Below are 18,752 nucleotides of genomic sequence, written 5' to 3' on the forward strand. Positions count from 1 at the left end.
GGCGGGCTGGGGCACACCCGTGCGGGGCGCACGGGGGCGCATTGGCGCGAGTGCTCCGGGCGCCCGGCGCACAAGGGCCGTGCGTACTGGTGCTCCCGGCCGCATCGGGGCAGACTGCACCGCACGGGACGATCGTCCCGAACGGGGGCGCACACTGGACCACCAGAGCCGGTACGGCCTGCAGCGGCACGACCGGACACGGGCGGATCCCGGCCCCCGCGGGCCGAGGTCCGGCGAGCGACGCGCAAGGGGGCGGCGAGGGATGGCGGAGCCGGAGTTCACGGCCACGGGCGTGCGCATAGGAAAGCGGCTGCGTTCGCTCACCCGGGCCGGGCAGGTCCGGATCAGCGACGGCAGGCTGGAGCTGCTCACCAGCTACGGCAGTGAGATCGACAGCGCTCCGGTGCAGGCGGTCCGCGCCTCCACGCCCTGGTTCGTCCCCGACGGCCGCGCGCTGGCCGACCTGAACGGCAACCGGTACCTGCTGCGGCTGGGCGACCACGACCCCGCGCCTGGCGAGGCGGGGCCCCCCGCGGCACGGCGGTTCGTCGAGGCGGTGCGCCGGGCGGCGGGCCGCGGCGGCTGAGCTGCGCCCGGTCGCGGCGAGTTGCGAGAGTGCATCCGCTGCGTCACGCTGTTCTCACGTCACTCTGGGTTTACCGGCGATAACGCTGCGAACCAGCCCGCCGGCCATGACAGCAGGCGGACGTTTGGACGCAAGCACCCTGCTGGATCCGTTGTTCTCCGTGTTCTTCCGGTTCCTCCGGACCTCACATCGGGGAGTCGCAGCAGTGATCAGTCACCCAAGCAGGCACTGCACGGTGGAGCTCCAAGCCCTGCCGTCGCGGATCGGCCAGGTCCGCAGAATCGTATCTGCGCAGTTGCGTTACTGGCATATGGACCCGTTGATAGACCGGGCCGCGCTCGGTGTGACGGAGTTGCTGAGCAACGTCCACCGGCACGCCCGGCCCGACAAGTCGTGCACCGTCGAGCTGGAGCTGGTCGTCGACCGCCTCACGGTCTCGGTGCGCGACCACGATCCGCGCCTTCCGGTGGTCGCCGACGCCCCGGACCCGGCGGAGGCGGCCCCGCTGGCCACCTGCGGACGGGGCCTGGCGATGGTGGCCGCGGTGAGCGAGAGCTGGGGAGCCCGCCCGGACGGCGACGACGGCAAGGTCGTCTGGTTCACGCTGCCCGCACCTCCCTCGGCACGCCGGCAGGCCGCCCGCGCCCCCCGCCGGACGGCCGAGCAGCAGCCCGTGCCCCGGATCACCGAGGCGCAGCCGGCCCCGCCCCCCGTCGCCGCCGCACCGCGGCCCGTGGCGGCCCGTGCCGCCGCGGTGGCGCCCGTACCCGCCCGGTCGGCCGTTCCCGGCTGACCGGGCGGTGACCGGCCGCCCGGTCAGCCGGGAACGGGTTCGCCGAGCGGGGCGCGCCGCCCCCGTCGCACGGCGGCGGCGCCTCACTCCGTGCCGATGGCCCGCAGGACGTCCAGGCGGGCCGCGCGCCGGGCCGGGCGCAGACCCGCGAGGCCCCCGGCCGCGAGGCCGACCAGGGCGACCACGGCAAGACGGGCGAAGGGCAGGGCGAAGGCGAACGCGGTGTCGCTCGCGCCGTCGGAGGCCCGCACCAGCACCCAGCCGAGGAAGGCACCGAGGCCGAGCCCGCCGGCCGTGCCGAAGGCGGCGACCAGGACCGACTCCCAGCGGACCATGGCCCGCAGCTGGGCCCGGGTCTGGCCGACGGCCCGCAGCAACCCCAGCTCCCGGGTGCGTTCGTGCAGCGCCAGGGTCAGCGTGTTGGCGATGCCGAGCAGGGCGATGACGACCGCGAGGGCGAGCAGCGCGTAGACCAGCGTCAGCATCATGTCGATGCCTCCCGCGGAGGACTGTGCGTACGCGTCGCGGGTCTGCACCTGCGGGTTTCCGTAGCGGGCGGCCGTCGTCCGCACCGCCGCCCTGCCCGCGTCCGCGCTCACACCGTGCTTGAACGTGACGGCGATCAGCCGGTCGGAGTCCTGGGCGCGGTGCGGGGCCCAGGCCGCGCGGGTGATGACGTAGTCCCCGGCGAGTTCGGACTGGCCGTAGACGGCCTTGACGGTGAAGCTCTCCGTCCGCCCGTCGGTGAAGGTGAGCCGCGCGGTGTCGCCGGTGTGCAGGCCCTGGCGATCGGCCTCCGCGCGGGTCAGCGCGAGGCCGTCGCTGCCGAGGTCGCGCAGGGAGCCGGTGACCGTGCCGAGGTCGAAGGTGCGCGCGAGCGCGGCCGGATCGGTCACGGTCAGCGCCCTCCCCCTGCCGTCGACCTCGGCGACGCCGCGGCCGAGCCCCACCGCGGTGTCCACCTCGGGCAGCCGCTCCAGGGCCGGGGCGAGGCGGGGGCTGAGGCCGCTGCCGCCCGCCCCGAAGGACGGGGCGCTGACCGCGACGTCACCCGCGAAGGACCGCGACACCGTCCGGTCCATGGTGGCCTTCAGGGACGCACCGAACACGGTGAACAGCGCCACGACGGCCACGCCGATCATCAGCGCGCTCGCCGTGGCGGCCGTCCGCTTCGGGCTGCGCAGGGCGTTGCGCCGGGCGAGTCCGCCGGTGACCCCGCGCAGCCGGTCCAGCGGTGCGCCGAGCAGGCGAACGGCCGTGGTGGCGGCGACCGGGCCGAGGACCACGAAGGACGCGAGGGCGAGCAGTGCGCCGAGGCCCGCGAGCCACACCGAGGGGGTCACCAGGACGCCGGTGAGGGCGGCGGCCAGTGCCGCCGCGCCGAGGAGCGTGCCGGCGGCCGCGCGGATGCGGGAGGCCCCGGAGTGGTCGACGGCGGTCTCGCGCAGTGCGGCCAGCGGGGCGGTGCGGCCGGCGCGCACGGCGGGCAGCAGGGCCGAGGCCAGGCAGACGACGACGCCCACCGCGAGCGGCAGGGCCATCGACAGCGTCTTGATCACCAAGTCGCCGTCGGGGAAGGGGAATCCGACCGCCGGGAACAGGGCCTGGAGTCCGGCGGCGATGCCGATCCCGCCGGCGAGCCCCGCACCCGAGGCCGCTCCGGCGACGGCACAGGCCTCGGTGAGGGCGGCGGCCCTCACCTGGCCGCGGGCCGCGCCCAGGGCGCGCAGCAGGGCGTTCTCGCGGGTGCGCTGGGCGACGACGATCGCGAAGGTGTTGTGGATGGAGAAGGTGGCGACCAGCAGGGCGACACCGGAGAACACGAGGAGGAAGGTGGTGAAGAGGGTCAGGAACTGGCTGGAGACCATGTCGTCGTTCTCCTGCGCGGACTGCTGACCGGTGATGGCCTCGACCCCCTCGGGCAGCACGGGGGCCAGCCTCCGTACCAGTTCGCGCTGGCTCACGCCGGGGCCGGCCCGCACCTGGATGCTCGCCGCCCGGCCGGGCTCCGCGGTGAGGTACTTCTCGGCATCGGCGCGGGTCATGCCCGTGAAGGTCACCTGGGCCATGCCGTCCTGGCCGCCGAAGGTGGCGAGGCCGACGATCGTCACCCTGACCGGGTCGGGGGTGCGCAGGGTGGTGGTGTCCCCGATCTTCAGACCGCCCTTCTTCGCCGCCCCCCGGTTGACCACGACCTCGCCGGGCCGCGTGGGGACGCGGCCCTCGGCGAGCCGGTAGGGGTTGAGCCGCGGGTCGGTGATCCAGTTGCCGGCCAGGGTCGGCGGGCCCTGGCCGCCGACGGGTCGGCCGTCCGCGCCGACGAGCTGACCGGCGCCCTGGATGTTCGGGGCGACGGCCGCCACACCGGGAACCCGCTCGACGACCCCGACCAGCGAGGTGTCGACGGGCCGCCGTACGCCTTGGGCCTCGCCGGGCACGGTGATGGCGTCGGCGCCGCGGACGACGGCGTCGGTGCCGCTGGTGGCCTCGCCGAACATGCTGCCGAAGCTTGCGCGCAGCGTGTCGCCCATGACCAGGGTGCCGGCCAGGAAGGCCACGCCGAGGAACACCGCGAGGAACGTGCCCGCGAAGCGCCGCCGGTGCGCGCGCAGCGAGGTGAGGCCGAGCCGGAGTGCCGCGTTCATGACCGCACCTCGAAGGCCTTCATACGGTCCAGGACCTTGTCGGCGGTCGGGGACTCCATCCGGTCGACCAGGCGCCCGTCGGCGAGGAAGAGCACCTCGTCGGCGTGGGCGGCGGCCACCGGGTCGTGGGTGACCATCACGACCGTACGCTCCGTCTCCCGTACGGCGCGGGCGAGCAGGCCGAGGACCTCACCGCCGGAGCGGGAGTCCAGGTTGCCGGTCGGCTCGTCGGCGAAGACGACGTCCGGGCGGCCGGCGAACGCCCGTGCCACGGCAACACGCTGCTGCTGGCCGCCGGACAGCTCGGAGGGCCGGTGGTGCAGCCGGTCGCGCAGCCCGACGGCGTCGACGAGCGCGTCGATCCACTCCCGGTCGCCCCGCCGCCCGGCGAGGTCGAGGGGCAGGGTGATGTTCTCCGCGACGGTCAGCGTCGGCACCAGGTTGAACGCCTGGAAGACGAAGCCGATCCGGTCGCGGCGCAGCAGGGTCAGCCGACGGTCGTCCAGCGCGCCCAGCTCGGTGTCGCCGATGTGGGCGGCGCCCGAGGTGAGCGTGTCGAGGCCGGCCGCGCAGTGCATCAGGGTGGACTTGCCGGAGCCCGAAGGGCCCATGATCGCGGTGAAGCGGCCGGCGGGGAAGTCGACGTCCACGCCGTCCAGGGCGCGTACGGCGGTGTCTCCACGGCCGTACACCTTCACCGCGCCCACCACGCGGGCAGCCGTCCGCCGTGCGGTCGTCGTGGTCATGCCGCACCGCCCTTGCGGGCGCGGCCGAACTGCTCCTCCAGGACGGAGAGCCGGCGCCAGTACTCGTCCTCGTCGATGTCGCCGGAGGCGAAGCGGCGGCCGAGAACCGCGAGCGGCGAGTCGCCCGCCGGGCGCCGGGCGTCCAGGGGCGGCCAGGGGCCGCCGCGGGCGCGCCAGAGGGTGCGGCGCAGGACGGTGACGGCGCCGGTCACGACGACCGCCCAGATCAGCGGGAAGAAAAGGATCCATGGGCCGGGTCCGCCGTCCCAGTTGGCCAGGGTCTGCATCTCGGGTTCATCTCCGGTGTCGGCAGGGTCTTCGGGTGATGCCACGAGGCTCCCTGCGGCAGGGGGTCCGGGTCGTCGTGCGGCCGGCGGCAGTACGCGTACGTCCGCGGGAGTACGGCAAGGCGGCGCGGCTGCTCCCTGCGAGGGCGCCGACGACTCCCCCGAGGGCCGGCGAGTCCCCTGCGGGCTGGGGCTCTTGCGGACGACTGGCGGCTCCCCCGAGGACTGCCTGCACCTCCCGAGGACCGGCGGCTTCTCCCAAAGAACCGGCGGCTTCTCGCAAAGGACTGGCCGCTGTAACTACTAGTATGTACAGTGATCTCATGAGCACCTCGGAACGGCTGATCGAGTCAACCCGCGAACTGCTGTGGGAGCGTGGCTACGTGGGCACGAGCCCCAAGGCGATCCTGGAACGCGCCGAGGCCGGCCAGGGCAGCATGTACCACCACTTCAAGGGCAAGCCGGACCTGGCGCTGGCTGCGATCCGGCGGACCGCCGAGGAACTGCGGGCCACCGCCGAGGGCGTCCTCGACGGGCCGGGCACCCCGTACGAGCGCATCGAGGCGTATCTGCTGCGCGAGCGCGACGTGCTGCGCGGGTGCCCGGTCGGCCGGCTGACGATGGATCCGGAAGTGATCGCGAGCGACGAACTGCGCGCGCCGGTGGACGAGACGATCGCGTGGATCCGCGGGCGGATCGCCCAGATCGTCGAAGAGGGCAAGCAGCAGGGGCAGTTCGCGCCCGGCCTGGACGGCGAGGAGATCGGCGCGGCCGTCGTCGCGACCGTGCAGGGCGGATACGTCCTCGCGCGCGCCTCCGGCTCCCCCGCCGCCTTCGACGCCGGCGTCCGCGGTCTGCTCTCCCTTCTCGCACCCCGAACTCCCTGACTGGAGACCGATTTCCGTGCACATCACCAGACGGCGTCCCGAGAGCCTCCAAGGTCCGGCGGAGCATTTCACCGGCTCCGTGTGGCTGGACGAGATCGCCGCTCCCGCCGCCCCGTCCCGGCTGCGCATGTTCCACGTCCACTTCGCACCCGGCGCACGCACCGCCTGGCACCGGCATCCGCACGGCCAGGTGCTGCACGTCCTTCAGGGCGAGGGGCTGGTGCAGCGCAGGGGCGGCGACGTGGAGGAGATCCGCGCGGGCGACACGGTGTGGATCGAGCCCGGCGAATGGCACTGGCACGGTGCCGCACCGCGCACCTTCATGACCCACCTCGCGGCCGTGGAAGCGGCCGCGGACGGCACCACCACCGAGTGGCACGCACACGTCGACGACTGCCCGGCCTGAGGAAGGACCCCGAAGTGCACGCCATGCAGTACGAGCTGACGCTCCCCGCCGACTACGACACGGGCATCATCCGCAGCCGCGTCTCCCGCATCGGGCACCTGCTCGACGACTGGGACGGCCTCGGCCTCAAGGCTTACCTGCTGCGCGAGCGCGGGGTGCACGGCTCGCCGGTCAACCAGTACGCGCCGTTCTACCTCTGGAACACGGTGCAGGGCATGAACAGATTCCTGTGGGCGGGCGCCTTCCAGGGGCTGGTCGACGACTTCGGACGGCCCGCGGTACGGCAGTGGACGGGGCTGGCGTACGAGGAGGGCGGCGCCGCAGGATCACCCGCGGCGGTCGCCGTCCGGCGGCGGCAACCGGTAGCGGCGGGCGTGGAGTTGTCCGCCGTGATGGAGGACGCGGCACGCGAGGCGGGGCGGCTGGCGGCCGAGGACGGTGCCGTGCTCGCGGCGGCGGCCGTGGACCCGCACCACTGGGATCTGGTGCACTTCTCCCTCTGGGAACACGACGCGCCCAAGGCCGACGGAGACGTCTTCCGGGTGCTGCACGTCTCGGCACCCGGCCGGGACCGGCTCCCCCGCGGCCGGCAGTGGTGAGCCGCGTCCGTACGGTCCTCGGTGACGTCCGCCCCGAGGAGCTGGGCGTGTGCGACGCGCACGACCATCTCTTCCTGCGCAGCCCGCAGTTGCCGGGCCAGGAGCTGAACGACGCCTCCGCCGCACGGGCCGAGCTGACCGCGTTCCGGGAGGCGGGCGGCGAAGCCGTCGTGCAGTGGACGCCGTACGGCATGGGCCGACGGGCGGCCGACCTGATGGAACTGTCCCGGGCCACGGGTGTGCACCTGGTCTGCGCGACGGGGCTGCACCAGGCGGCCCACTACGACCCGGAGGTGCTCGGCAAACTGCGGGGCGGACTCGCCGAGATGTTCGTGTCCGAACTGACCGGGGGCATCGGCACCTCGGGGGTGCGGGCCGGGCTGATCAAGGTGGCGGGCGGCTTCCACACCCTGGACGCGCACGCCCGCTGGACGATGACCGCGGCGGCGGAGGCGCACCGTGCCACCGGTGCGCCGATCGCGGTCCACCTGGAGCTGGGGACCGGCGCACTGGACGTGCTCGACCTGCTGTGCGGCGCGCTGGGCGTGCCCGGTCACCGGGTGATCCTCGGGCACCTCAACCGCTCCCCCGACCCGGTGGTGCAGCGGCGGGCCGCCGAGTCGGGCTGCTGGCTGGCCTTCGACGGGCCGTCGCGCGCCCATCACGCCACCGACTGGCGGATGCCCCGGGCGGTTCGGGACCTGGCGGAGGCCGGCTACGGGCACCGGCTGCTGCTCGGCGGGGACACGGTGGTCGCCGGGGCGCGGTCGGTGGACGGCGGGCCCGGAATGCCGTACCTGCTGCGCCGGGTGCGGGAGCGGCTCGCCGAGGCGGTGGGGGCGGAGTTGGTGGACCGCATCCTCACGGTCCATCCGGGCCGGGCGTTCGCGGTCGACTGGACGTGACCGGGGCGTTGCCCGACCGGATCCGACTGCCCGGTCGCGTTGTCAGTGCCCGCGGTTAGCCTGCGCTCATGACCTCCCCTCAGGATGACCGCCGTTTCCCCGCCGCGCTCGCCGCGGCCCTGGCTCACGAGTTCGACTACGACGACGGCGACGGGGTGGACTTCGAGCCGTTCGGGGAGTTCGTCTCCGCCGAGGAGACAACCGACTGGTTCCGGTCGTGGACCGGCAACAAGGAGGTGAGCGCAGACGCCTTCCGGGTGTTCGGCATGGACGGCACCGGAGGTTACGCGGCGTTCTGGCTGGTCCGTCCGGGCCGGGAGACGGCCGACCAGCCCGTGGTCTTCCTCGGGTCCGAGGGCGAGACCGGCGTCGTCGCGCGCGATCTGCCGGACTTCCTGTGGGTCCTGGCCGACGGGGTCGGCCCCTTGGAGGCTGTCGACCACTACGGCCTGGGTCTCGCGTCCCCGCCCGAACGGCGAACTGACGGCGGTGGCCGAGCAGTTCGCCCCCGGGCGCCGGCAGCCGGCCTCGACGCTGACCGGGCTGGCCCGGGAGGAGTTCGCCGACTTCGAGGACTTGATAGCGCAGCTGTGCCGCTGAGACCGCCGGGGATCCTCCCGTGTGGAGTGGGTGTCCGTGAGGAGGTGGCACGCCTTCGGTCACCGTCGATTCCGGGCACCTCCGCCTTCTGCTCAGGCGAGCGCCCCCAGCGGATCGTCCAGCACCGGCTGCCATGCCAGCTCGGCCGCGCCGACCAGGCTGTTGTGGTCCAGCGTGCAGGGCAGGATCGGGACACCGCCGCTCTGGCCCCACAGGCTGCGGTCGGCGACGACCGCGCGCAGCCGCTGGGGATCGGCGTCGAGCAGGGTGCGGTGCAGGCCGCCGAGGATGATGCGGTCGGGGTTGAGGATGTTGACCAGACCCGCGAGGCCGAGGCCGAGGCGGTCGATCAGGGCTTCGGCGGCGGTGCGGACGGTCGGGTCGGCGTACTGGGTGCGCAGCAGGTCGTTGGCCTGCTGGAGCAGGGAGACCTCCGGGCCCGGTGTCCGGCCCGCCTCGATGAGCAGGGCCAGCGGGTCGGCCTCCACGTCCAGGCAGCCCCGGCTGCCGCAGTGACAGGGGCGTCCCTCCGGGTTGACGGTGAGGTGGCCGACCTCCAGGGCCAGGCCCGAACTGCCGGTGTGCAGACGGCCGTCGAGAACCAGGGCACCGCCGACGCCCCGGTGCCCGGTGGCCACGCACAGCAGGTCCCTGGCGCCCCGGCCGGCGCCGTGCCGGTGTTCGGCGAGCGCGGCGAGGTTGACGTCGTTGCCCGCGAAGGCGGGGCCGGTGATGCCTGCGGCGCGCACGCACTCCGCGAAGATCCGGCGCACCGGTGCGCCCACCGGCCAGGCGAGGTGGAGCGGGTTGAGGGCCAGGCCCTCGGGTTCGGCGACCGCGGACGGCACGGCCAGTCCTGCTCCGACGCAGCGCCGGCCCGTCGTCCGCAGGAGTGCGGCGCCCGCCTCGACGACGGAGCCCAGCACCTTGGCCGGGTCGGCGTCGACGGTCTCGCAGCCGGGCGCGGTCGCCACGATCCGCCCGCCGAGGCCGACCAGCGCGGCCCGGAAGCCGTCGGCGTGGACCTGTGCGGCGAGCGCCACCGGACCGCCCTCGGCGACCTCCAGCCGGTGCGAGGGGCGTCCCTGGGAACCGGCCGCCGCGCCGGGCCGGGCGTCGACCCGGATCAGACCGAGCGCCTCCAGCTCGGCGGCGACCGCCCCGGCCGTCGCCCGGGTGACCCCGAGTTCGGCGGTGAGCACGGCCCGGGTCGGCGCCCGCCCGGTGTGCACGAGCTCCAGCGCGGGTCCGAGCGCACCGCGCCCCCGGTCCAGCCGCGCTCTGGAGGTGCCGGTCCCTTCCCCCGCCGCCCGGGGGTCCGCCTTGCCGCTCATGAGGGCGAGTCTCCCATGATCCGCAGTCGCCGTGGCCGGTGCCGTCGATCCCCGGTCGTCGCGGCCCCGTCCCGTCGAACCCCGGCCACCGGCCCGTGCCGTCGAACCACAGCCGCCGTCGCCGTTGCCGTTCAATCGCGGTCGCCGCGACCCTGCCGTCGAACCGTAGTCGCCACGGCCGGTCCCGTGATCTACAGGCCGCTCACCCGCAGGGTGATGTTCAGCCGTCCCTTCAGTCCGAGCGCGGGCGGCGCCGTGCCGGGGTGGACGCGGGGCACGCCGTGGTGGGCGAAGCGGGAGGGCCCGCCGAAGACGAACAGGTCGCCGCTGCGCAGCTCCACGTCCGTGTACGGCCTGGTGCGGGTCCGGGTGTTGCCGAAGCGGAAGACGCACGTGTCGCCGAGGCTCAGCGACACCACCGGCGCGGCCGACTTCTCGTCGCTGTCGCGGTGCATGCCCATGCGGGCGTCGCCGTCGTAGAAATTGATCAGCGCGATGTCGTACGGCTCCGCCGGTGCCGCCCGGGGGCCGAGCGCGTCGGTCACCGCGTCGCGGGCCAGCTCGTCCAGCCAGGCCGGGAAGGGCTTCACGGGGGCGCCGTCGCCGTCGACGACCGTGCGGGCGTACGCGTACGGGTACCAGTGCCAGCCGAGGCAGACCTGCCGGGCGGTCATCGTGCCGCCGCCGGGGGTGCGGACCGTGCGCAGCCCGGCCGGGGGCCGGGCCCACCGACGGCAGGCGCACAGGAGCGCGCGCTGCCGCCCGGCGTCCAGCCACTGCGGGACGTGCACGGCGCCCGGTGCGACCTCGGCACGCTCCCTCTCGAACAGCTCCGCGTCCATGCGCCCATCCTGCCCGAGGCCCTGTCCGAGCGGCTCTGAGCTGCGGCTCGGCTAGCCTGGAGCACGATGAACGACCGTATGACGACGCCGTGGGGCGAATTCGAGCTGTCCCGCTTCCCCGAGGACCCCCGCGACCGGCTGCGTGCCTGGGACGCCTCCGACGCCTACCTGCTGCGACACCTGGCCGAGGAGCGAGTGCCGCTCACCGGTGCGGTCGTGGTGGCCGGCGACCGCTGGGGCGCGCTGGCCACGGCGCTCGCGGAGCACAGGCCGACACAGATCACCGACTCCTTCCTGAGCCAGGAGGCGACCCGGGTGAACCTGGCCCGGGCCGGGGTCGAACCGGGTGCCGTGGGCCTCCTCACCACCCAGGACCCGCCGCCGGAGCGGGTGGACGTGCTGCTGGTGCGGGTGCCGAAGAGCCTGGCGCTGCTGGAGGACCAGCTGCTGCGGCTCGCCCCCGCGGTGCACGCGGGCACGGTGGTCGTGGGCGCCGGCATGGTGAAGGAGATCCACACCTCGACGCTGCGCCTGTTCGAGCGGATCCTCGGGCCGACCCGGACCTCGCTGGCCCAGCAGAAGGCCCGGCTGATCTTCTGCACGCCGGACCCGTCCCTGGCACGACCGGCGAACCCGTGGCCGTACAGCTATGCCCTGCCGGACGGCATCGGCGCGGCCTCCGGGCGCACGGTCGTCAACCACGCGGGCGTCTTCTGTGCCGACCGCCTCGACATCGGCACCCGGTTCTTCCTGGAGCACCTGCCGGCCGGGACGGGCGCCGGGCGGGTGGTGGACCTCGGCTGCGGCAACGGCGTGGTCGGGACGGCGGTGGCGCTGGCCGATCCGACGGCCGAAGTGCTGTTCGTGGACGAGTCGTTCCAGGCCGTGGCCTCGGCGGAGGCGACGTACAAGGCGAACGGGGTGCCCGGGCACGCCGAGTTCCGGGTCGGCGACGGGATGGCCGGGGTGGCGCCGGGCAGTGTGGACCTCGTCCTGAACAACCCGCCGTTCCACTCCCACCAGGCGACGTCCGACGCGACGGCGTGGCGGATGTTCGCCGGGGCGAAGCACGCGCTGCGCCCCGGCGGCGAGCTGTGGGTGATCGGCAACCGGCACCTGGGCTACCACATCACGCTCAGGCGGCTGTTCGGCAACAGCACCCTGGTGGCGAGCGACCCGAAGTTCGTGGTGCTGAAGGCGGTCAAGAAGAGCTAGGGCACCGCTCCCGGCCGAGGACGCCGATGATGCGGGCCACTTCCCGGGCCATCGCCTCCCTGCCGACACTGAGGTATTTGCGCGAGTCGACGGCCTCGGGGTGGGCGGCGAGGAAGTCCCGTATCGAGCTGGTCATGGCCACGTTCAGGGCGGTGCCGACGTTGACCTTGGCGATGCCGCCCGCGACCGCCGCGACGAGGCCGTCGTCCGGCACCCCCGAGGATCCGTGCAGGACGAGCGGGACGGACAGGACGGCGGACAGGCGGTTGAGGAGCCCGTGGTCGAGGGCGGCGGTGCGCGTGGTCATGGCGTGCACGCTGCCGACGGCCACGGCCAGGGCGTCGACCTCGGTGCCTGCGACGAAGTCGTGCGCCTGGTCCGGATCGGTGCGGGCGCCGGGCGCGTGGGCATCGAGCGGGGGCCGGCCGTCCTTCCCGCCCACCTGCCCCAACTCGGCCTCGATCCACAGGCCTTGGGCATGCGCCCAGTCGGCGGCGGCCCGGGTCGCGGCGAGGTTCTCGGCGTAGGGCAGGCGGGCGGCGTCGTACATCACCGAACTGAATCCGGCGTCGGGTGCCTGGCGCAGCAGGTCGTCGCTCTGCACATGGTCGAGGTGCAGGGCGACGGGTACGTCCGCGCGTGCGGCGGCGGCCGCGGCGGCGCGGGCCAGGGGCAGGAGCCGTCCGTAGCGGAACTTGACGGCGTTCTCACTGACCTGGAGGACGACCGGCGCGCCGGTGGTCTCCGCGCCGGCGATCACGGCTTCGACGTGTTCCAGTGTGATGATGTTGAAGGCGGCGACGGCGGAGCGGGTCTCCGCTGCGCGGGTGACCAGCTCGCCGGTGGTCGCGAGGGGCACGGCTTGGTTCCCTTCCGGAGCGCGGGCGGGGGATGTCCCCAGGACATCCCCTAGGGGGCGAGGATCACCGAGCGGGTGAGGTGGCGCGGCCGGTCGGGGTCGAGGCCGCGGCGGGCGGCGACGGCGACCGCGAGGCGCTGGATGCGGACGAGTTCGGCGAGCGGGTCGAGCGTGCCCTCGACCCACGAGCCGCCGGTGGCGCGCACCTGTCCGGCGAGGCCGGCGGGCGCCGCGCCGAGCATCCAGGTCGCGGTGCCCCCGGTGGTGATGCTGATCGGCCCGTGCCGGTACTCCATCGCCGGGTAGGCCTCGGTCCAGGACAGGGAGGCCTCCCGCATCTTCAGGCCGGCCTCGTTGGCGAGCCCCACGGTCCAGCCGCGCCCCAGGAAGGTGAACTGGGTGCAGTCCACCAGTCCTTCGGGCAAGGGAGTGGCGAGGGCCGCGCGGGCGTCCGCGACGACGGCGTCCATGTGCAGGCCGAAGTGGGAGCGCAGGAGGGTGAGCGCGGTGGTCGCGAACCGGGTCTGGACGACGGAGCGTTCGTCGGCGAAGTCCAGCACGACGAGGTCGTCGGCGACCGTCATCACGGGTGTGGCCGGGTCGGCGGTCAGGGCCGTCGTCGGTGTGCCGCCCTTCAGCCTCCCCAGCAGTTCGAGCACTTCGGTCGTGGTGCCGGAGCGGGTGAGCGCGACGACCCGGTCGTACGACCGCCCGCGCGGGAACTCGGAGGCGGCGAACGCGTCCGTCTCGCCCTGCCCGGCGGCCTCGCGCAGCGCCGCGGCCGCCTGTGCCATGAAGTACGACGTCCCGCACCCGACGATCGCGATCCGCTCCCCCGGCGCCGGCAGTGCCTCGCCGTACCGCCCCGCCTCCTCGGCCGCCCGTGTCCAGCACTCGGGCTGGCTGGTCAGCTCGTCCTCGACATGGCTCATGCCACACCCTCCCCTAGCTGATTGTTCCTGCAAGATATAGCGAGGTTTCGAGCACAATCAAGCATTGCGCGCAAGATGCAGTGCGCTAGGGTCGCCGGGAAGACGGAGAACGGAGGCTGCGGATGTCCCGGGACGCCCGCTGGAAGGCGCTGCTCGAACTGCTCGTCGAGCGCGGCCGACTGGAGGTCGAGGAGGCGGCGGCCGAACTGGAGGTGTCCGCGGCGACGATCCGCCGTGACTTCGACCAGCTCGCCGAGCAGCAGATGCTGGTGCGCACCCGGGGCGGGGCGGTCGTGCACGGGGTGTCCTACGAGCTGCCGCTGCGCTACAAGACCGCCCGGCGCGCCTCCGAGAAACAGCGCATCGCCAAGGCGGTGGCGGACCTCGTGGCACCGGGCGAGGTGGTGGGGCTGACCGGCGGCACGACCACCACGGAGGTGGCGCGCGCCCTGGCCGTGCGCGGCGACCTCGGCTCCGGCTCACCCGCGCTGACCGTCGTCACGAACGCACTCAACATCGCCAACGAGCTGGCGGTGCGGCCCCAGTTCAAGATCGTGGTGACCGGCGGGGTGGCGCGGGCGCAGTCGTACGAGCTCATCGGGCCGCTGGCCGACGGGGTGCTCGGTCAGATCACCCTCGATGTGGCCGTCCTCGGGGTGGTCGCCTTCGACGTCACGCACGGCGCGGCCGCGCACGACGAGGCGGAGGCGGCGATCAACCGGCTGCTGTGCGAGCGCGCCGAGCGGGTCGTGGTGGCCGCCGACTCCAGCAAGCTGGGCCAGCGGGCGTTCGCGCGCATCTGCGCCGCCGAGCTGGTGGACACGCTCGTCACCGACACGGCGGTGGGACAGGACACCGTACGGCGCTTCGAGGAGGCGGGCGTCCGGGTCCTGGCCGTGTGAGGTCAGAATCCGCTGAGGTCGGCTCTGACGAACCCTGCCCCGCGCTGGTCGTTGCAGCCGGTCACCACCCGTCCGACCGGGTCGGGCCAGGCCTGCTGGGCCTGGAGCGCCACGCTCACCAGGGTGAGCAGCAGGTCGACGTCGCTCGCGGCGTCGAGCCGGAGGGTGACCCACGGCGAGCCCGGGACGATCCGGATGACGCCCGAGCCCTTCAGGTCCTTGGCGAACCGCCGGATGGCCCGGTCGGTCAGCCGCAGATCGACATCGTGGTCGGAGTGGAAGTGGGCGATCTCGCCCTGGGCCGAACTCACCGCCTGCCCCAGACCACAGCTCGGGACCGCCGGTGCCAGGTCCGGCCAGGTCGCCAGTTGCGCCAGCGCGCGCAAGGCCAACGTCATGGTTCCATCATGGCCTGCTCACCCGCTCGCAACCAGCTCGTGAGCAAGCATTAACCAACCCGTATCCCGAGCCGACTCGAACACCTCCTTCCTCTCGGGCACTCCGAACAGGACCGAGGTGAGCGGCCGTTGACCCCGCACGCAGGGCGGACACAGCCGGTCCGGGCCGGCGCAAGGCGGTGCACGAGTCCGCTTCACCTCTCGAACTCCGTATGACAAACACCCTCACGCGTGACGAATACGGGCATCCGTTCCCATACTCCGTGAACGACTCGCGACGTATGTGAGGGGTTCACGGAGACCGCTTCTAGGCGTCCGGGTGGATCCGGTCCAGCCACTCTTGCGCCGGCTCGGCGTCGTCGTAGGCGTCGTGCCAGTTCCACCATGCGTACGGCGGGGTCCGGGGATACCCGTCGGGCGAGTCCTCCCAGGTCTCCTGGCGCCCGAGCGCGGTCATGTCGAGGTAGCTCCAGGTGCTCCCCATCGCTTCGTCACCACGGCTGTTGATGAAGTAGGTGCGGAACACGCTCTCGCCCTCGCGGATGAACGCGTTCGTGCCGTGCCACTCGTTCACACCGAAGTCGGTGTCGAAGTCGTCGGTGAGCGTGTACCAGGGCATCGTCCAGCCCATCCGCGTCTTCACCCGCTCGATGTCCGGCTGCGGGGCGCGCGAGGCGAAGACGAGGGTGGTGCCGCGCGCGTTCAGATGCGCGAGGTGGCCGACATGGTCGGCCAGCATGGAGCAGCCACGGCAGGCGTGGTCGGGCCAGCCGAACACGCCCGGCTCGAAGAAGGCGCGGTAGACGACCAGCTGCCGGCGCCCCTGGAACAGGTCGAGCAGACCCGCCCTGCCCCCGGGCCCCTCGAACTCGTACGGCTTCTCCACCGCCAGCCAGGGCATCCGCCGGCGCCTGGCGGCCAGGGCATCACGGGCGCGGGTCAGCCGCTTCTCCTCCACCAGCAGCTCCTGGCGGGCGGCCTCCCACTCCTGCGGTGAGACGATCTCGGGTGTCTTCATGATGGTTCCCACCTTTCAGTCCGGTCCGAACTCAGGCCGAGGGACCGTGTGATCGCGGAGCGTTCGGGGCAGCCCGAACACGGGGATGGGGCCGCTGTCGCCGAAGCGGGTGCTCTCGCTCGCCGAGGGTCCGGCCAGCCACCTGCCGGGACCTCCATCGCTCCCTCTTCTGGTAAAGACAGCGGCCGGGGCGGAAAGTCATCGGTGAATTTCCGAGTACGACCGTGTCTCGACAAGCGACCGCGTTCCACGGCAACGAGGAGATCACCGTCATGCCGGCCACCACACGCCGCGAGGCCCCGGCCGCCGGCAGGGCGAACCGGCAGTCGCGGTCTCGGTGCGATCCGGCATCGGCGCCCCGATGCGCCCCTCCCGCCGGCAGTCCCCGGACTCGCCCTCCTGATCGTCACCGCGTGCCCTCGGGATCCGGTTCGTCGCGCTGGTGCCGCGCCAGTTGCCGTCGGCAGGGACCGGCCGGAATCCCCTTGCCCAGATGCGGCGCCCCACCTAGCCTGACTTTGTGCCGCAAATAAACAAAACCCGTTCGCACACCGTCGTGCCGGGTACCGGACTTACTCGGCTCCGGCTCGCGATCACCGTCTTCTTCGCCCTGGACGGGTTCATCTTCGCAGGCTGGGTCGTACGCATCCCCGACATCAAGCAGCAGACCCACGCCTCCGCGAGCGCGCTGGGCCTCGCACTGCTCGGCGTCTCCGCCGGAGCCGTCGTCACCATGACCCTCACCGGACGTCTCTGCAGCCGCTACGGCAGCCATCCGGTCACCGTGGTCTGCGCCGCCCTGCTCTCCCTCAGCGTGCTGCTGCCCCCGCTCACCCACTCCGCCCCTGCCCTCGGCGCCGTACTCCTCCTCTTCGGCGCCGCATACGGCGGGCTCAACGTGGCGTTCAACAGCGCCGCCGTCGACCTGGTGGCCGCCCTGCGCAGGCCGGTCATGCCCAGTTTCCACGCGGCGTTCAGCCTGGGCGGGATGGCCGGCGCGGGCCTCGGCGGCCTGGTGGCCGGCGCCCTCTCCCCCACGCGGCACCTGCTCGGCATCACACTCGTCGGGCTGCTGGTCACCGCCGTCGCCGGACGGTCCCTGCTGCGGCACGAGGCGCCGGTGGCGCCGGACCGCCGGCAGCCTGTGCAGGAGGGCGGAACCCGGCGGGCGAACGGCCGCACCCGCGGGCTGGTCGCCGTCTTCGGCCTCGTCGCCCTGTGCACCGCCTACGGAGAGGGGGCCATGGCCGACTGGGGCGCCCTGCATCTCCAGCAGAACCTCGCGGCGTCCTCCGGCACGGCGGCCGCCGGCTACGCGTGTTTCGCGCTCGCGATGACCGTCGGCCGTCTGACCGGGACAGCGCTGCTGGAGCGACTCGGGCGCGCTCCCACCGTGATCGCGGGCGGCGCCACCGCGGCGGCCGGCATGCTGGTCGGGGCGCTCGCGCCCACCGTGTGGGCGGCGCTGATCGGCTTCGCGGTCACCGGCGTCGGGCTGGCCAACCTCTTCCCGGTCGCCGTGGAGCGCGCCGGCGCGCTGGCCGGTCCGTCCGGTGTCGCCGTCGCCTCCACCTTCGGCTACGGCGGCATGCTGCTCGGGCCGCCCGCGATCGGCTTCATGGCCGACTGGTTCTCCCTGCCCACGGCGCTCACCAGTGTGGCCGTGCTGGCCGCCGTCGCCGCACTCATCGGCCTGACGACCCGGCGGGTGATGGGCGCCTGACGCTGCGCCGGGCACTGTGCCGGGGGGGGCAGTGGGAAGAGCTGCCTGCCGCCACCGGACGCCGAGCACGACCACCCCGAGCCCCCCGAACCCCCGGCGCCCGGCCCCCCCCCGTTGAAGGGGAGGCGCGCGAGCACCGTCCGGGAACGGCCCCTCTTCCTCTAGGCTTTGCGCATCACGGCGCGATCGAGGGGGAGCCCGGTGAACAAGGACCAGGACGGCGTGGTCGTCTACTGGCGGCCCATGTGCCCGTTCTGCATGAAACTCCGTCTGCGCCTGCGCTTCACGCGGCTGCGGTACACCGAGGTCAACATCTGGGCAGACCCCGACGCGGCGGCGTTCGTCCGCTCCGTCGCGGACGGGAACGAAACGGTGCCGACCGTGACCGTGGCCGGCCGTGCCATGGTGAACCCGTCGAAGAAGCAGCTGATGGAAGCGGTCGCGGCCCACGCACCGCATCTGCTCTCCAAGACCGGCTGACACCCGCTCGGTACGGCACCGGCCTGCCCGGCCCGATTCCCGTCACCCGCACCGGAGGTACGGAGGAGCGGCTGGTGCGCTCATGTCTCTGAGCCGCACCGAGCGGGACGGCGCCGTGGTCGAGCAGACGTCCAGTGCTCTGCAGGAGACGGCTCGGGGCCGGGTCACCGGCACCCGTGCTCAGCCGGCCCGGCCCGTCGCCCGCAGCGGGCATCCCGTACCGACGCGCGCTTCGAGGTCGGCGCGCAGCGCCGCAAGCTCGGCCATCCGCGCGTCGATGACCTGGATCTTCTCCCGGAACAGCACGGACAACGCCTCGGCCGTGTCCGGCGCCTCACCCAGTTCCGCGAAGTGCTGCGAGATCTCGGCCAGCGAGAAGCCGAGCGTCTGCGCGGTGCGGACATAGTGCAGCCAGGTCACGGTCTCCGGGGGGAAGTCGCGATAGCCGTTGGCCAGGCGTCGCCCTGCGACGAGGCCGATCTTCTCGTAGAAGCGAATGGTGTCCTTGGTCATGCCCGCTTGCGCGGCCAGCTCTCCGATACGCATGACCCTCCGCCGGACTGGGACTTGACCTTGGAGAGTACTCCACTGTTTA

General features: G+C 73.4%; 20 protein-coding genes and 1 pseudogene. 11 read left to right on the forward strand and 10 right to left on the reverse strand.

Annotated features, from left to right (window positions below):
• Positions 1 to 262 precede the first annotated feature (262 nt).
• The gene (locus tag ACFZCP_RS34260) at positions 263 to 586 is read left to right on the forward strand and encodes a hypothetical protein (RefSeq protein ID WP_391435340.1); all 324 of its coding nucleotides are present in this window, start codon (positions 263 to 265) and stop codon (positions 584 to 586) included.
• Positions 587 to 791: 205 nt separating this feature from the next.
• A complete protein-coding gene (locus tag ACFZCP_RS34265) occupies positions 792 to 1,379 on the forward strand; it encodes an ATP-binding protein (protein WP_391435343.1) in 588 nt (195 codons plus the stop codon).
• A gap of 83 nt (positions 1,380 to 1,462) precedes the next feature.
• Here the strand turns inward: ACFZCP_RS34265 and ACFZCP_RS34270 are convergent, their stop codons facing one another.
• From ACFZCP_RS34270 to ACFZCP_RS34280, 3 genes are read right to left on the reverse strand one after another with little or no spacing between them, the layout of a single operon-like run.
• Entirely contained in the window at positions 1,463 to 4,024 is a 2,562-nt protein-coding gene (locus tag ACFZCP_RS34270) for an FtsX-like permease family protein (protein WP_391435349.1), read from the reverse strand.
• Positions 4,021 to 4,770 (reverse strand): ATP-binding cassette domain-containing protein, encoded by a 750-nt coding sequence (locus ACFZCP_RS34275; protein ID WP_391435353.1) that lies wholly within the window; start codon positions 4,768 to 4,770, stop codon positions 4,021 to 4,023. Before ACFZCP_RS34275 ends, ACFZCP_RS34270 begins: the two co-directional genes overlap by 4 nt.
• Entirely contained in the window at positions 4,767 to 5,057 is a 291-nt protein-coding gene (locus tag ACFZCP_RS34280) for an SHOCT domain-containing protein (RefSeq protein ID WP_391435638.1), read from the reverse strand. Before ACFZCP_RS34280 ends, ACFZCP_RS34275 begins: the two co-directional genes overlap by 4 nt.
• A 323-nt stretch (positions 5,058 to 5,380) precedes the next feature.
• On the opposite strand from ACFZCP_RS34280, the gene ACFZCP_RS34285 reads away from it, so the two are divergent.
• From ACFZCP_RS34285 to ACFZCP_RS34305, 5 genes and pseudogenes are all read left to right on the forward strand, one after another.
• Positions 5,381 to 5,944, forward strand: coding sequence for a TetR family transcriptional regulator (locus tag ACFZCP_RS34285; RefSeq protein ID WP_391435357.1), 564 nt, complete (start codon positions 5,381 to 5,383; stop codon positions 5,942 to 5,944).
• A gap of 16 nt (positions 5,945 to 5,960) precedes the next feature.
• Positions 5,961 to 6,350, forward strand: a complete 390-nt coding sequence (locus tag ACFZCP_RS34290) for a cupin domain-containing protein (RefSeq protein ID WP_362685433.1) — start codon at positions 5,961 to 5,963, stop codon at positions 6,348 to 6,350.
• A 14-nt stretch (positions 6,351 to 6,364) separates the two neighbouring features.
• Positions 6,365 to 6,949: a DUF4865 family protein gene (locus tag ACFZCP_RS34295; RefSeq protein WP_391435363.1), complete on the forward strand. Its 585-nt coding sequence runs from the start codon at positions 6,365 to 6,367 to the stop codon at positions 6,947 to 6,949.
• On the forward strand, positions 6,946 to 7,854 hold the full coding sequence (locus ACFZCP_RS34300; RefSeq protein WP_391435366.1) for a phosphotriesterase: 909 nt from the start codon (positions 6,946 to 6,948) through the stop codon (positions 7,852 to 7,854). Before ACFZCP_RS34295 ends, ACFZCP_RS34300 begins: the two co-directional genes overlap by 4 nt.
• Before the next feature lie 68 nt (positions 7,855 to 7,922).
• A pseudogene (locus tag ACFZCP_RS34305) lies at positions 7,923 to 8,454 on the forward strand (SMI1/KNR4 family protein).
• 92 nt (positions 8,455 to 8,546) lie between these two features.
• On the opposite strand, the gene ACFZCP_RS34310 reads toward ACFZCP_RS34305, so the two are convergent.
• Together ACFZCP_RS34310 and ACFZCP_RS34315 are read right to left on the reverse strand one after the other, a co-directional pair.
• Complete coding sequence (locus ACFZCP_RS34310) at positions 8,547 to 9,788, reverse strand: ROK family protein (protein ID WP_391435374.1); 1,242 nt, start codon at positions 9,786 to 9,788, stop codon at positions 8,547 to 8,549.
• A 191-nt stretch (positions 9,789 to 9,979) separates the two neighbouring features.
• Complete coding sequence (locus ACFZCP_RS34315; RefSeq protein ID WP_391435377.1) at positions 9,980 to 10,630, reverse strand: alpha-ketoglutarate-dependent dioxygenase AlkB; 651 nt, start codon at positions 10,628 to 10,630, stop codon at positions 9,980 to 9,982.
• A gap of 78 nt (positions 10,631 to 10,708) precedes the next feature.
• On the opposite strand from ACFZCP_RS34315, the gene ACFZCP_RS34320 reads away from it, so the two are divergent.
• Positions 10,709 to 11,845 carry a methyltransferase gene (locus ACFZCP_RS34320; RefSeq protein WP_391435643.1) on the forward strand — a complete coding sequence of 379 codons (1,137 nt, stop codon included), beginning with the start codon at positions 10,709 to 10,711 and terminating at the stop codon, positions 11,843 to 11,845.
• Here the strand turns inward: ACFZCP_RS34320 and ACFZCP_RS34325 are convergent.
• Both ACFZCP_RS34325 and ACFZCP_RS34330 read right to left on the reverse strand, forming a co-directional pair.
• Positions 11,832 to 12,704 carry a ketose-bisphosphate aldolase gene (locus tag ACFZCP_RS34325; RefSeq protein ID WP_391435381.1) on the reverse strand — a complete coding sequence of 291 codons (873 nt, stop codon included), beginning with the start codon at positions 12,702 to 12,704 and terminating at the stop codon, positions 11,832 to 11,834. The genes ACFZCP_RS34320 and ACFZCP_RS34325 overlap by 14 nt on opposite strands.
• A 50-nt stretch (positions 12,705 to 12,754) precedes the next feature.
• The gene (locus tag ACFZCP_RS34330) at positions 12,755 to 13,636 is read right to left on the reverse strand and encodes an SIS domain-containing protein (protein WP_391435386.1); all 882 of its coding nucleotides are present in this window, start codon (positions 13,634 to 13,636) and stop codon (positions 12,755 to 12,757) included.
• A 122-nt stretch (positions 13,637 to 13,758) separates the two neighbouring features.
• On the opposite strand from ACFZCP_RS34330, the gene ACFZCP_RS34335 reads away from it, so the two are divergent.
• On the forward strand, positions 13,759 to 14,538 hold the full coding sequence (locus ACFZCP_RS34335; RefSeq protein ID WP_391435389.1) for a DeoR family transcriptional regulator: 780 nt from the start codon (positions 13,759 to 13,761) through the stop codon (positions 14,536 to 14,538).
• Positions 14,539 to 14,540: 2 nt separating this feature from the next.
• Here ACFZCP_RS34335 and ACFZCP_RS34340 read toward each other — a convergent pair whose 3' ends face one another.
• Entirely contained in the window at positions 14,541 to 14,936 is a 396-nt protein-coding gene (locus tag ACFZCP_RS34340) for a luciferase family protein (protein ID WP_391435394.1), read from the reverse strand.
• Positions 14,937 to 15,243: 307 nt separating this feature from the next.
• On the reverse strand, positions 15,244 to 15,954 hold the full coding sequence (locus ACFZCP_RS34345) for a DUF899 family protein (protein WP_391435397.1): 711 nt from the start codon (positions 15,952 to 15,954) through the stop codon (positions 15,244 to 15,246).
• Between the two features lie 556 nt (positions 15,955 to 16,510).
• On the opposite strand from ACFZCP_RS34345, the gene ACFZCP_RS34350 reads away from it, so the two are divergent.
• Both ACFZCP_RS34350 and ACFZCP_RS34355 read left to right on the forward strand, forming a co-directional pair.
• Entirely contained in the window at positions 16,511 to 17,677 is a 1,167-nt protein-coding gene (locus ACFZCP_RS34350) for an MFS transporter (protein WP_391435647.1), read from the forward strand.
• A 201-nt stretch (positions 17,678 to 17,878) separates the two neighbouring features.
• The gene (locus tag ACFZCP_RS34355; protein ID WP_362685466.1) at positions 17,879 to 18,157 is read left to right on the forward strand and encodes a glutaredoxin domain-containing protein; all 279 of its coding nucleotides are present in this window, start codon (positions 17,879 to 17,881) and stop codon (positions 18,155 to 18,157) included.
• Between the two features lie 180 nt (positions 18,158 to 18,337).
• On the opposite strand, the gene ACFZCP_RS34360 is transcribed toward ACFZCP_RS34355, so the two are convergent.
• Entirely contained in the window at positions 18,338 to 18,703 is a 366-nt protein-coding gene (locus ACFZCP_RS34360) for a MerR family transcriptional regulator (RefSeq protein WP_391435401.1), read from the reverse strand.
• Positions 18,704 to 18,752: the final 49 nt, after the last annotated feature.

Source organism: Streptomyces sp. NPDC007971 (assembly GCF_042958635.1).
Classification (GTDB): domain Bacteria; phylum Actinomycetota; class Actinomycetes; order Streptomycetales; family Streptomycetaceae; genus Streptomyces.